This is a genomic window from Candidatus Hydrogenedentota bacterium (assembly GCA_012730045.1).
GTDB lineage: Bacteria > Hydrogenedentota > Hydrogenedentia > Hydrogenedentales > CAITNO01 > JAAYBR01.
Genome location: JAAYBR010000001.1, coordinates 32,976 through 46,113 on the forward strand (window position 1 = coordinate 32,976; position 13,138 = coordinate 46,113).

The window sequence follows — 13,138 nt, forward strand, 5'->3', positions numbered from 1 at the left end:
GGAGGGCGGGGCGATGAACCCAAAGACACGGGCGCTGGTGTGGGAGGAGGCGCGGGTCGCGGGCAGCATCGCGGCGGCCATGCTTGCCGTCGGGGTGTTCATTCTGGCAAGCCTCCGCGTTTCCCATGGCTTCGTGCAGAATCCCTGGAATGTTTTGGGGGACACAGCGCGGGCTGTGGTCATTCTCCTGCCGGCCCTGACGGCGCTGCTGCTGGTGCTGGGCATGGGGAACTCCGGACAGATGCGGGCGGGCGGCTTTCCCCGCAGGCTGCTGCGGCTGCCGGTGCGCACGCGCATGCTGGTCACTCTGGCGCTGGTCTCCCGGACGGCGCTCCTGCTCCTTGTGTCTGGTCTGCTTGTGCTGTGCGCAAACCTTCTGTTCGGCCAACGGCTGGATTACTCGCCCGTCCTGCTTGTCGCGGCGGGGTATCTCGTCATCCAATTGGCCGACTGGGTGCGCCCCGTCGCGCCGATGCTCGCCGTGGCCGCCGTTGCGGCGCTGGCCGCGCTGCTGCCGCAGGTGGACCCCCTTTCCCTGGGTATCGCGGGGAGCGCCCTGCCGTGGACCGCACTGGCGGCGGGGGGGGCGGTGCTGGCCGGGGCGGTGTGGGGACTGGGGTTGTGGATGGTGGACCGCCACCGCCACGGCGAAACGGTCCGCTGGCTGGCCCTGCCGCGCTGGCGGGACCCCTGGGAGGGGCACTGGACCCCCACAGCCGCGCCTTTTAAATCCCCCTTCGCCGCCCTGTTCTGGTTCGAGATGCGCCGCACGAGCCTCTTTCTTCCCCTGGCGACCGTCTGTTTCTGGGTGCTCGGGGCCGCTCTCATTGCCGGGCTTCAGTGGTGGGTGGGGGATGAGGACCACATGCTTGCGCCCCCCGAGGCCCAGGAAATCCTCTTCCAGATGCTGTCCTTCGCGGCGCTGATGCTGGCCGCCTTTATGTGGCAAATGATCTTCCATCGTCCTGATCGCGCGTCCAAGGGAAAGCGCCGGTTCGCTGGTCCCTCACCGGTAGTGCCCGTGCCCCCCGGCGCGCTGGGGTCGGCGCGCCTTGCTGTGGCCGCCCTCAATCTGGCCCTGGCTTTGGGAATCGCCTGGACGGTGCAGGTCGTCCACTTCTTGGTCCTAGACGGGGGCGTTTATGGCGAAATGCTGTCGGGAGGACTGGCCGAAGGCACCGTGAATTTCCGCGAGGCGGTGATTGTGCTGCTGGGGCCCGGGCTGGTGGTGGCGGGCACCTGCTGGGCGCTCATGACCACCCCCTATGGAATCATGGGCCTTCTTTTCATGGCCCAGCATCTCATCCTGATGTTCGCACCGGAGCGCGTATGGGTCCCCATCCTGATCCTTACCTTTTTCGCCCTCCAGTTCCCTGCGGTCTTCCTCGCCGGCGCCTGGGAGGGACACTACTCCCGACGGACAACCGTGGGTGTCATGGCCTTCTGGGTGTTGATGTCGGTGGCCCTTTATCCGTTTTCCAAGGGGCTGCCGGAGGCGCAGGTCGTGAACGCCCTTCTTTGCCTGGGGGTTTCAGGGGCTCTGGCCGCCTGCTGGCCGTCCAGTCTTGGGCAAACGTGGGCAATCGGGAGGCGCGGCATGCCTCTTCTTTACCGGTTCGAGCGCCCGGACTGCGGACACCGGAAGGCAACACCCACCATCCCGCGCGGGCTTGCGGTGGCGGCGGTGGCGGCCCTCTGTCTCGCCGCCTGGCTTCGCTGGCCCTTTGAGCCCGCCTGGAGGCGGGATTTCCGCGCCCAGGGGCTTCCGGTGACCCTGGAGGAGTTCGAGGCCGCCTATCCGCCCGTGCCCAAGGCGGAAAACCTAGCGGACCGCCTCCTGGACGCCGCAAGAGCGGCGAAAGAAATGGAGGAGGCTTGGGTGCGCACCCTGCCGGAATACGGCGATCCGGGGTGGAATCCGCAGGACAGGCAGCTCATCCGGGGGAAGGTGTTGGTGGAGCGGCGCGAAAAGGTGACGGCCGACGCACTGAAGATAACAGCCGCCTACCACGAAAACGTCGGCAGGCATGTGTCCGCGATGGTGCATGAGGCGGTGACCTCCGGACTGACCAGGAGCCGGTATTCGCTGAGCTTCAGGAGGGGGTATGGTCCAGACAGCAGGGATCCTTTCTCCGCTCTTTTTGATCTGTTCCAGATCCAGTCGCTGGAGGCCTTCCTGGCGGTGATGGAGGGGCGCAACCAGGACGCCGTCACCGCACTGACCGACATCCTCGGCATGGCGGACTCCGTGCGGCAGGAGCCCCTCCATTTCGCCCAGATGATTCACGGAGACCTATTGGGGTGGGCGGCAAGCAACGCGCAACGGCTGCTCAACCGGACGGTGTTGGGCGAGGAGGAGCTCGTCCGCCTGCAAGAAGCCCTTTCCCGCGCGCTGCCCCCCGAAGTGGAAGGCCCGTTCAGGGAGACCGCCCTTTATACGGAAACAATTCTGCAATGGGACTACTGGGAGAGGATTTATGGATTGCCCGGTGTCACGGAACAGCTTGTCATGATTGATTACTTCAGGAAATGCCGTGACCACGCCCGAAAAGCGCTGGATCGCCGGGTGCTGTCCGATTTTCCCCGGTGGAACTACTCCAGCAGTCTCTTTCCACGAACGTCGTTCCTCCCGATCTATGTGTCCGGACCTCACCTTGCCTTTTCCTATGAGAGGGAGTTCAGTTGCCGTACCTGGGTGAGCCTGGCCCGCACCGCGCTGGCGGTGGAGCGGTTCCGGGGAGCGACTGGCCGCCTGCCGGAACGGTTGGACGACCTGGTGCCAGAATGGCTGGACGAGGTGCCCGCCGACTATTGGAACGACGGCGAGCCCCTGTCCTACCGCGTGCGGGAGGACGGCGCCTTTGTGGTGTATTCCTACGGCGAGAACCGGACGGACAACGGCGGCGTCGAGGTGGACACAAATTGGCGCCGGGACGGCGATGTGACCTTCACCGTCGCGCCGCCGGAGGCTCGGGCGGAACTGCGTATGCCGGCCGCCGCAGAGGCGGCGTCATGAACCACGGGAGGTGTGAGCGATGAACCCCAAGATACGTGCGTTGATGTGGGAGGAGCTGCGGGCGGGCGGGGCGATTGCCGCGGTGAGCCTGGCCAGCGGGATGCTCTGCGTGGCCGTGGCGCGGGTGCATGTGCAGATAACGGTGATGAACGCGAAGACCGCGGTGGACGCGCTGCGCCTGCTCGCCGGGCTCCTGTCGGACTTCGCGGAAATCCTCCAGGTGTTTACGCTGGGCGTGCCGGCGATGTGCGCGCTGCTGCTGATTTTCAGCGTGGGCAACTCGGGCCACCTGTCGGGCGGGTTTTCCCGGCGGGTGCTGCATCTGCCGGTGACGACGCATTCGGCGGTGGCGGTGTCGCTGTTCCTGCGGCTGGTCGGGGTGATGCTGTTGACGGTTGCGCTGATGCTGTTCGCGGCGCTGCTGGGCTTTCCGCTGTCCGCGCCGGTGGACCCGGAGCTGCTGGGGCATGCGGCGCGCACCGGCGCGCGGATGCGCGTGGCAGTGCCGACTCCCCTTCGCCTGTCGGCGGACCCCGCCGAAGCCCTGCCGTGGTTTTTCGCGCAGGCCACGGCGCGGCCGTGGTCGTCCGTGCTGCTGCTGGGGCTGTTCTATCTGGCGGTGCAGCTCTTTGACTGGCTGCGCAAGATGAGCCTGCCCGTGGCGGCGGCAACCTTTGTGACCGTGTTCGCGGTGCCGTTCAACCCCACGGCGATGACCTGGCTGGCCACCCATTCGGGCGCGCCCGGCAGGGGCATGCCCCCTGCCTTCGCGCTGTTTTTCCTCGCCGCCGCGGCGGTGTCCTATGTGGCGGGGTGGGGGATGGTGCGGCAGTACCGCTGCGGCGATGGGTTCCCGGGATACATTTTGCCGCGCGTGCGGGACTATGTCCCCGACCTGCATTTCGGGACCGCGCGCCCCCTGCGGTCGCCCGCGTCGGCCCTGTTCTGGCACGAGGTGCGCCTGTCGCGCTGGTTGATGCCGGCGCTCACCGTCCCTTTCACGGTGGTGTTCGTCGGAATCATCGCGCTGGCGGGCCCCCAGGGCGGCCGGCTCACGCAAATCACCGTCTTCGCGCCCCTGCTGGGGCTGCTGGCGGCGGCCTTCGTGTGGAACCTGCGCATGACCTGGCGCAACCGTCCCCGAAAAATCCGGCGGGCGGATTTCGACATGCGGCTCCCCGTGCCGCGGGCAGAAGTGGCGCGGGCGCGCATGATGGCGGCGCTGGCCAACCTGGCGGCGGCGGTCGGGCTGCTCTGGGCGGCGCACACGGCGGCGTTCCTGTTCATGGACGGCACACTGGTGCCCCGGCTCTTCTGGGAGGGGCTCGCGTCGGGCGCGACCAGTCCGCGCGAGGTGGCGACCCTGCTCTTCGCCCCCTTCCTCCTCGCGGCGGCGGCGGCTTGGCTGGTCATGCACCTGCCCACGCGCCTGCTCCTGCCCGTGCTGGTCTTCGGCACCGTGGGCTTCCTCATCGTGTCGCTGTACCAGGACCGTTCCGACCTGCTCATAAGTCTGGCGGCGCGCCGGGACCTGCGGCACGCCGTTAATTGGGCGCTGGACCGCATTCCCTTCTTCCTGATGGTGCTGGCCGTGGTCGGGCTGCCGGTCACGGCGGCCGCGGGGGGCCGGATGGGGCGCCTCGCGCCGCGCCGCGCGGCGGTCATGCTGGCCCTGTGGGCGGCGCTGGCCGTCGGGCTGTATCCCTTCTCCCTGGGGCTCACGGGCACGGACGCGCGGAGCGCCGCCTTCCTGTGCCTGGCCCTCGGCGCGGCGCTGGTGCTGCCGTGGCCCGTGGTGACGCTGACCCTCGGCCGCGAGGGTTTCCGCACGCGCATGGACCTCGAGAACCCGGCGCAGCACGCCCGTTTCGCCGCCGGAGAGCCCGGCCCGGTCCGCCTGCGGCGCGCGGTGGGGGTGCTGCTCCTGTTCGGCCTGCTCGCGTGGATGCGCTGGCCCGCCGACCCCGCGTGGAAGACCCTGCTGCAGGAGCACGGGCTGCCCACGAGCTGGGAGACCCTGAACACCTGGTATCCGACCGTGCCTCCGGAAAGGAATCTGGCCCGGCTCTATGTGCAGGCGGGGGCAAACCTGATGCGCGGCGACGCGGCGCATATCAAGGAGAACGCGGAAAGGGACATGAACACCCTCATCGTCGGCCAGGCCACCCTGAAACGGTGGGAGCCTGTCCCGGAGGAAGTGCTGGCCAGCACGCGGGAGTATTACGCGCGGGTGGGCGCGCCGACGGCGGAGGCGCTGCACGCTGCGGCGCGGTCCGGCCTCACGGAGAGCCGCCACGATGTGGACCTGAGCGCGGGCTACAGCATGCTGCTCCCGCATCTGGCCAAGATGCGCCAGCTCGCCCGCGTCCTCTCCGTCGAGTCGCTGCTGGCCGCGATGGACAACCGGGGCGCCGACGCCGTCACGGCGGTCCTGGACATGGTGCCCATCGCGCATTCCCTTGCCCAGGAGCCGGTCCTCATCTCGCAGCTTGTGCGGGCAGCCATCCTCGGCATTGCGGTGGACGCGTCGCAGACCGCGATGAACCGCGCCGACCTGTCCGACGCCGACCTGCTCCGGCTCCAGGAGGGGCTGGCCGCCGCCGTGCCGCCCATGGACCGCGAGCCCATGTTCCGCCGCGCCCTGCTGGCGGAGTACATCATGAGCCTCCCGGCGCTGGAAGTGATGGCGCGCCGGGAAATCTCGGCGAAGAGCCACGAGCATCCCCCCACCATCCTGAACCTCCTTCGGGACGAGACGGCCGGAAGGCCGGGGTTGTGGCCTTTTTCACATAAACCCTGCACCAGGTACTGGCAGAGCCTCGCCCAGGGTGTGGGCGAGGGATTCTCCGGCATGCGGGAGATGGGCGCCCTGGTCACCTGCTGGACCATAAACCGCCGCATGGGCCTGCTGGAGGAGCGCAGCGCCGCCGCGGCGCTGGAGGACCACATCGCCTGGCTGAAGTCCCTGCCCAAGCGTAGCACCCCCCTGGGAGAGACCGCTCTTCCGCAATCCGACATGCTCGCCGCGCGGGCGGTCGTCGCCTACATCACCCTGCCCGCCCTGTCCCGCGCCTTCGAGGCGGAGTGGCGCATCCGCACCCAGCTTGGCCTGGCGCGGACGGCCATCGCCGTGGAGCGGTTCCGTCTGGCCAACGGCCGCCTGCCGGAGCGGCTGGAGGAGCTGGTGCCCGCCTTCCTCGACCGGGTGCCCGCAGACCCCTGGAACAAAGGCGCCTCCGTGACCTACAAAGTCCGGAAGGCGGGGGACTTCGTGCCCACGGGACACGCCATCAGGAACCGACAGGAGGCGCGGCAGGTGAGGGAGGACGGCGAGTTCGTGGTGTACTCCTACGGCCAGAACCTCAAGGACGACGGCGGCGGGGAGATGGACAGCTGGTGGTACGAGGGCGACATGACCTTCACCGTCGCCCCGCCGGGGCTCCGCGCCGAACTGCGCATTCCCCGTCCGCCGGAGGAGAAGAAGAAGGCGGAAGAGGAAGAGTTTATCCGCAGATGACGCAGAGGAGAACTCTTTGAGAGGCGCATCTGGGGTCGCGAAGGCCACGGGGCAAGCAGCGCGCGAAGCGCCTTGGAGTGCGGCAGCTTGCTGCCGCCTTCCAGACCGGGGCGCCGGGCTGACCTTCGGGGGAAGGCAGGGAGAAGACGGAAGCGTTCATCCGCAGATGACGCAGATAAGCGCAGATGACGGCCTGGTAACGGTCCCCACGGAAGAGAATGAAGAGCGTGGACGCGCGCATGGGGCGCGCGGTGCCAGGCTGGAGCCTGGCGGTCCCAGGGGGCGCGGACCGCAGGGTATGCGCGCGCGGAGCGCGCCTTGGAGTGCGGCAGCTTGCTGCCGCCTTCCAGACCGGGGCGCCGGGCTGACCGCGGGCGAACGCCCAAGCCGCGCGCGGGCAAGCCCGCGCGAAGAAAGGCGGTGGCAAGCCGCCGCACTCCAAGGCGCTCCGCGCTGTGCAAGACTGGGGCATTCGGGAAATCAGGGGGGGCATTTCCGCACCCTCCCGCGGCCCCGCTATTTCTTCGTGAAGCCCATGAAGTTGCGGATCATGGTCTTGCCGCAGGGGGTGAGGATGCTCTCGGGGTGGTACTGCACGCCCCAGATGGGGAACTCCCGGTGCGCCACGGCCATGATGACCCCGTCCTCGGTCTCGGCGGTGATGTCGAGGCAGGGGGGGCAGGTGTCGCGCTTGATGACCAGTGAGTGGTAGCGCGTGGCGGTGAAGGGGTTGTCCACCCCGGCGAAGAAGGGGTTTCCGTTGTGGCGGATGGTGCTGACCTTGCCGTGCATGATGACGCCCGCGCGGACGACGTCGCCGCCGAAGACGGCGCCGATGCTCTGGTGGCCGAGGCACACGCCGAGGGTGGGGTAGCGGGGGCCGAGCTCGCGGATGACCTCCATCGAGATGCCCGCCTCGTAGGGCGTGCACGGCCCGGGCGACACGACGATGCCGTCGGGCCGCAGCGCGTCAATGCCCGCGACGTCAATGGCGTCGTTGCGGAAGACCCGCACGTCGTTGTCCAGCTCGCCAAAGTACTGCACCAGGTTGTAGGTGAAGCTGTCGTAGTTGTCCACGATGATGATCATGACTCGAGCCCTTTCTCGGCGAAGTCCACGGCCTTGAACAGCGCCATCGCCTTGTTCACCGTCTCCTCGTACTCGCGGTCCGGGTCGCTGTCGTAGACGATGCCCGCGCCCGCCTGTAGGTAGGCCGCGCCGTCCTTGACGACCATGGTGCGGATGAGGATGCAGGTGTCCATCTGGCCGTCGTAGCTGATGTAGCCGCAGCCGCCCGCGTAGGGCCCGCGCCGCTCGGGCTCGAGCTCGTCAATGATCTCCATGGCCCGGATCTTCGGCGCGCCGCTCACGGTGCCCATGGGGAAGGTGTGCGCCAGGGCGTCGAAGGCGTCGCAGTCGGCGCGGAGCCTTCCGGCGACCTCGCTGACGATGTGCATGACGTGGGAGTAGCGCTCGACGACCATGAGCCGCCCCTCGACCGGCGCCACGGTGCCCGGGTCGCTGATGCGGCCGATGTCGTTGCGCCCGAGGTCCACCAGCATGATGTGCTCGGCGCGCTCCTTCTCGTCGGCCATGAGCTCGCGCTCGAGGGCGAGGTCCTCCTCCGGCGTGGCGCCGCGCCGGCGGGTGCCCGCGATGGGCCGCACCATGGCGGTGCCGCCGGTGGCCCGGGTCATCACCTCGGGGCTCGACCCCACCAGGGCGAAGTCGGGGAACTGGAGGAGCAGCATGTAGGGGGACGGGTTGATGCAGCGCAGGGCGCGGTAGAGGTTGACGGGGCTCGCGCCGACGGGGCGGCGGAAGCGCTGCGAGAGGACGACCTGGAAGATGTCGCCCGCGCAGATGTACTCCTTCGCCTTCTCTACGGCCTCGCAGAAGGCCCCGCGGGTGAAGTTGGACTCCACCGGCACGTCGCCGACCGCGTTGTGCAGGCGCTCGGTGCTCACCACCAGCGGCCCGCGCAGGCGCTGCTCGATCTCGTGGATCTTGCGCAGGGCCTCGTTGTACACCGCGTCCGCCGGGCCGTCCACATGGGCGTTGGACACGATCTGGATCTTGTTCTTCACATGGTTGAAGATCACGATGGTGTCCGTGATCATGAAGCAGAGGTCGGGCAGGTTGAGCGGGTCGGGGTTGGCGTCGGGCAGCTTCTCGAAGAAGCGCACCTGGTCGTAGCCGATGTAGCCGACCGCGCCGCCGTGGAAGGCGGGCAGCCCCGGCACGGCCACGGGCTCGTACTGTTTCAGCAGGGCGCGCAGCTCGTTGAGCGGGTTGTCGGACGTGAAGCGCTCCTCTTTGCCGTCGCGCAGAATGACGCCGTCGCGGCCCTTGGACCGGAACACGATGGACGGATGCGCGCCGAGGAAGGAGTACTGGCCGATGGTGTCGGCCTTCTCCACGCTCTCCAGGAGGAAGGAGAAGTCCTGGCCGCGCGAGAGCTTGAGGTAGGCGGTGACGGGGGTCTCGAGGTCCGCGAGAATCTCGCGGCAGACCGGGATCACGGCGTTGGGGCGGGCCAGGCCGCGGAAGGTTTCGAGGTCGGGGTAGGTCATGGCGATGTTCCTTTACGGGATGTCCACGCCGGCGGCGGGGCCGCTCCGGGGCGCGGGGGGTGCAAGCAACGCAACAAACGGAGACAGACTTCGGGGGTCAGATACTGGGGCCGCACCATCGGCGGACGCGCTGCTCGTGATGGAACATCTCTTTCCGTCTCCTTGGGCGGCCGGGTCCCCGGCCGCGCGGTGGTTACAATCGCACAGACACGCCGTGCCGTGCAAGATATTCCTTCGCCTCCCGGATCGTGTGCTCCTGGAAGTGGAAAATCGAGGCGGCCAGGGCGGCGTCCGCCCCGCCCTCCTGCAGCGCCGCGCGCAGGTGGTCCAGGTTTCCCGCGCCGCCGCTGGCGATCACGGGGATGCCCACGCTGTCGGCGACTTCCCGCGTCAGGGCGATGTCGTAGCCGTCCTTCATGCCGTCGCAGTCCATGCAGGTGAGCAGGATTTCGCCCGCGCCGCGCCGCTCGGCCTCCTTCGCCCAGGCCACCGGCTCCAGCCGCGTGGCCCGGCCGCCGTCGCGCCCGCCGTGGCTCTTCACATAGTAGCCGCCGCCCTCCTCCGGGGCGCGCCTCTTCGCGTCAATCGCCACGACGATGCACTGCGCGCCGAATCGGGACGCGGCCCGGTCAATGAAGTCCGGGTTCTCGATGGCCGGCGTGTTGATGGAGACCTTGTCCGCCCCGGCGTTCAGCATGCGGCGGATGTCGTCAATCGTGCGGATGCCGCCGCCCACGCACAGGGGCATGAACACCTGCTCCGCCGTGCGGCGGACCACGTCGAGCATGGTCTCCCGGTTGTCCGTCGAGGCGCGGATGTCCAGGAAGACGATCTCGTCCGCCTTCTCCTCGTCGTAGCGGCGGGCGATCTCCACCGGGTCCCCGGCGTCGCGCAGGCCGAGAAACTGGACCCCCTTGACGACGCGGCCGTCCGCGACGTCAAGGCAGGGAATGACACGTTTGCAGAGCATGGCAAGGGTTCCTCAAAAGATGCGGAAAAACCCGCGTATTGTACACCACCCCCCCGCCCCCGCGCACGGGAAGGCGCGCCGAAGCGCATCGCAGGCGTTTGCCTTTACGGATTGCCGGGCAAGCGGCGGGGCGGATCCGGGGCATTCCCGGAACACGATCGCATCCCTCGCTTGCGCCCCTTCGCGATGATGTTGCCCCCTTCGTTGTCGCGGGCCCCTGACCGCCGTGGGCGGGAATTCTGCCTATGAAATGGGGTTTGCGGGAGGGCAGGAAACGTAGACGCGGCATCTTGCCGCGTTCTTGGGTTTTTCGTTGGCCCAAAGAACGCGGCAAGATGCCGCGTCTACTGTGCGGGCGCGCGGCCCGCCACCCTCCGGTCGGGGCGTTGCCGTCCGCGGGGGTCGCGGCGCGCTATTTCCCCGCGCGCGGCGCGCGGCGGAGAAGGCGCGGGGCGAGAGCCGCGACCAGGTAGGCGGCCCCGGCGATCAGGATGATCACGGGGCCCGCGGGCCAGTCGGGGCGGTAGCTGACGGTGAGTCCGGCGACGCAGAACAGGGCGCACAGGACCGCGGCCCCGGCCATCATCTGGAGGAGGGACCCGGCGAAGCGGCCCGCGGCCGCCGCGGGCAGGGTGAGCAGGGCGATGACCAGCACGACGCCGACGACCATGGACAGGGCGACGACGGTGAGGGCGGTCATGGCCAGCAGCAGCAGGTAGTAGGCGTCGGCGGGCAGGTTGCGCAGGCGCACAAACTCCTCGTCGAAGCACACGGCGAGGAAGGGGCGGAAGAAGAGGGCCGCCAGCCCGAGGATCACCGCGTCGAGCAGGAGCAGGAACCAAAGCCCGCGCCCCGTCACGAGGAGGATGTTTCCGAAAAGATAGCCCATGAGGTCCTGGTTGTACCCCGGCGTGGCGTGGAGGAAAAGGATGCCCGCCGCCATGCCCACGCTCCACACGGCGCTGATGACGGTGTCCTCGCGCTCGCGGTGGCGCAGGGAGATCCACCCGATGAGCCCCGCCGCCGCCAGCGCCGCCGCCAGCGCGCCGTATTCCGGGCGCAGCCAGTCCCACCCGCGCGTCACGCTGAGGTACCGCGCCGCGCCGAGCCCGCCGAGCACGCAGTGCGCGACCCCGGCGGCGATGTAGGTGATCCGCCGCACCACGACATAGGACCCCACCACGCCGCAGGCCACGCTGACCAGCAGCGCGGCCAGCAGGGCGTTGCGCGCCAGGGGATACGCCGCCACAGCCAGCCAGAAGTCACCCATGGCCGCACCCCCCGCCGTCCGCGGCCGCGCTGCCCGGAAGACCCAGCCCCGTGATGTGGCGCATGAGGTCCTCGTCCACCCGCGCCGTGGGCGGGTGGACGTGCACCGTCCGGTTCACACAGTAGATGACGTCGAGGAAGCGCGAGGCCACCTTCGCGTGGTGCGTGATCAGCAGCACCGTCAGCCGCCCCCGCAGCCCGTCCAGCACCTCCAGCACCGCCTCCTCCGCCGTCGCGTCCAGGTTCGACGTCGGCTCGTCCAGCAGCAGCAGCTCGGGGTCCGTGGCCAGGCCGCGCGCGATGAGCACGCGCTGGCGCTGGCCCCCCGACAGGTCGTTGAACCACCGGCCCGCCAGGTCCGACAGCCCGACCGTCGCCAGCGCGCGGTCCACCCGCGCCGCCCGCTCGCGCCGCGGCTCCCGCGCCCCCAGCCGCCCCATGGCCGCCACCTCGCGCACCCGCACGGGGAACAAGGGGTCGGCGGTGAACTGCTGGGGCACGTAGCCGACGCGGCGGCGCGCGGCCTCGGGCGGCCCGCCAAAGAGGCGCACCTCGCCGGAGGCAACGGGCAGCAGCCCGAGCACGGCGCGGAAGAGGGTGGTCTTGCCGCCGCCGTTCGGGCCGACCACCGTCACAAACTGGCCCGGCATCACCGTCATGTCCACCTCCCGCAGCACCGGCTCGGCGCCGTAGCCGCAGGTGACGCGGCGCAGGGAGACGGCGGGGGAGGGGGTCATCGCGCGAGCCCCTCCGCCAGCGCGCGGGCCATGCGCTCCAGATTCTCCGCATAGTCCGGCGCCAGGTCGTCCAGCACCACCAGGCGCGCCCCCACGGTCTCGGCCAGCGCCGCAGCCTCCCCCTGCGTGAACTGGGGCTGGGTGAAGACGGTTGCCACGCCGGCGTCTTTCATGGCCTCCGCCAGCTCGTTAATCCGCCGCGCGCCGGGACTCTTCCCCGCGCTCTCCAGCGCCTCCTGTTTCAGGCCGTAGCGGTCGCAGAAATAGCCGAAGGCCGGGTGGTGCACATGCATCACCCCGCCCCGGAACGGGGCCAGCACCTCCGCCACCCGCGCGTGGACGGCCTCCAGCTCCGCGTCGAGGGCGGCGCGGTTTGCCGCAAAGGACGCCGCCTGCGCCGGGAACGCCTCCGCCAGCGCCGCCTCCATGGCCGCCGCCACCCGCTTGACCCGCAGGGGGTCCATCCAGTAGTGCGGGTCCGGCCCCTCGTGGGAGTGATCATGGCCGTGGTCATGGCCGCCGTGCCCCCCTGTGGACGGGGTGGACTCAATGGACGCAGTGGACGTGTGCCCATGGGGGCCGTCTTCTGCGCCGCAGTCGAAGTGCAGCAAGTCCACATGTTCCCGAAGGTCAACGATTTTCGGCGACCCCGGCATGCCGCGCAGCTTCCCCGCCAGTGCCTCCTCGAACGGCATCCCCGCCAGGAAATACACCCGCGAACGGCTCAACTCCTCCATCTGGCGCGGAAGCACCTGGAAGGTCTCCGCCGCCTGACCCGCCGGCACCAGCACCGTCACCGTCACCGCCCCCCCCCCGATCCGCTCCAGGAAATGGCCGAGCGGGGCGATGGATGTGGCCACCCGCACCGACCCGGCATCCGGGGACGCCCCGCCGTCCGGAGACGGCGCGGAACCTCCGCACCCCGCCAGGCATGCGGCCAGCAGCCCCGTCCACACCAAGCCACGCCATCCGCGCATCCAGTCTCCTTTCGGCGGTGAAGCCGTCGGCAGCACCTCGTAAAATGATAATCCATTATTACCAAGGGCGTCAACCCCG

General features: G+C 69.3%; 8 protein-coding genes. 2 read left to right on the plus strand and 6 right to left on the minus strand.

Annotated features, from left to right (window positions below):
• Window positions 1-13: 13 nt before the first annotated feature.
• Window positions 14-3,016: a hypothetical protein gene (locus GXY15_00125; GenBank protein NLV39622.1), complete on the plus strand. Its 3,003-nt coding sequence runs from the start codon at window positions 14-16 to the stop codon at window positions 3,014-3,016.
• A 19-nt stretch (window positions 3,017-3,035) separates the two neighbouring features.
• A complete protein-coding gene (locus GXY15_00130; protein NLV39623.1) occupies window positions 3,036-6,533 on the plus strand; it encodes a hypothetical protein in 3,498 nt (1,165 codons plus the stop codon).
• Window positions 6,534-7,049: 516 nt separating this feature from the next.
• Here the strand turns inward: GXY15_00130 and GXY15_00135 are convergent.
• From GXY15_00135 to GXY15_00160, 6 genes are all read right to left on the minus strand, one after another.
• Window positions 7,050-7,622 carry an aminodeoxychorismate/anthranilate synthase component II gene (locus GXY15_00135; GenBank protein ID NLV39624.1) on the minus strand — a complete coding sequence of 191 codons (573 nt, stop codon included), beginning with the start codon at window positions 7,620-7,622 and terminating at the stop codon, window positions 7,050-7,052.
• A complete protein-coding gene (gene trpE / locus GXY15_00140) occupies window positions 7,619-9,106 on the minus strand; it encodes an anthranilate synthase component I (protein ID NLV39625.1) in 1,488 nt (495 codons plus the stop codon). Before trpE ends, GXY15_00135 begins: the two co-directional genes overlap by 4 nt.
• Before the next feature lie 193 nt (window positions 9,107-9,299).
• On the minus strand, window positions 9,300-10,076 hold the full coding sequence (hisF, locus tag GXY15_00145) for an imidazole glycerol phosphate synthase subunit HisF (protein ID NLV39626.1): 777 nt from the start codon (window positions 10,074-10,076) through the stop codon (window positions 9,300-9,302).
• 412 nt (window positions 10,077-10,488) lie between these two features.
• A complete protein-coding gene (locus GXY15_00150; GenBank protein ID NLV39627.1) occupies window positions 10,489-11,346 on the minus strand; it encodes a metal ABC transporter permease in 858 nt (285 codons plus the stop codon).
• A complete protein-coding gene (locus GXY15_00155) occupies window positions 11,339-12,082 on the minus strand; it encodes an ABC transporter ATP-binding protein (GenBank protein NLV39628.1) in 744 nt (247 codons plus the stop codon). The genes GXY15_00150 and GXY15_00155 overlap by 8 nt, the downstream gene beginning before the upstream one ends.
• Entirely contained in the window at window positions 12,079-13,059 is a 981-nt protein-coding gene (locus tag GXY15_00160; protein NLV39629.1) for a zinc ABC transporter solute-binding protein, read from the minus strand. Before GXY15_00160 ends, GXY15_00155 begins: the two co-directional genes overlap by 4 nt.
• Window positions 13,060-13,138 lie beyond the last annotated feature (79 nt).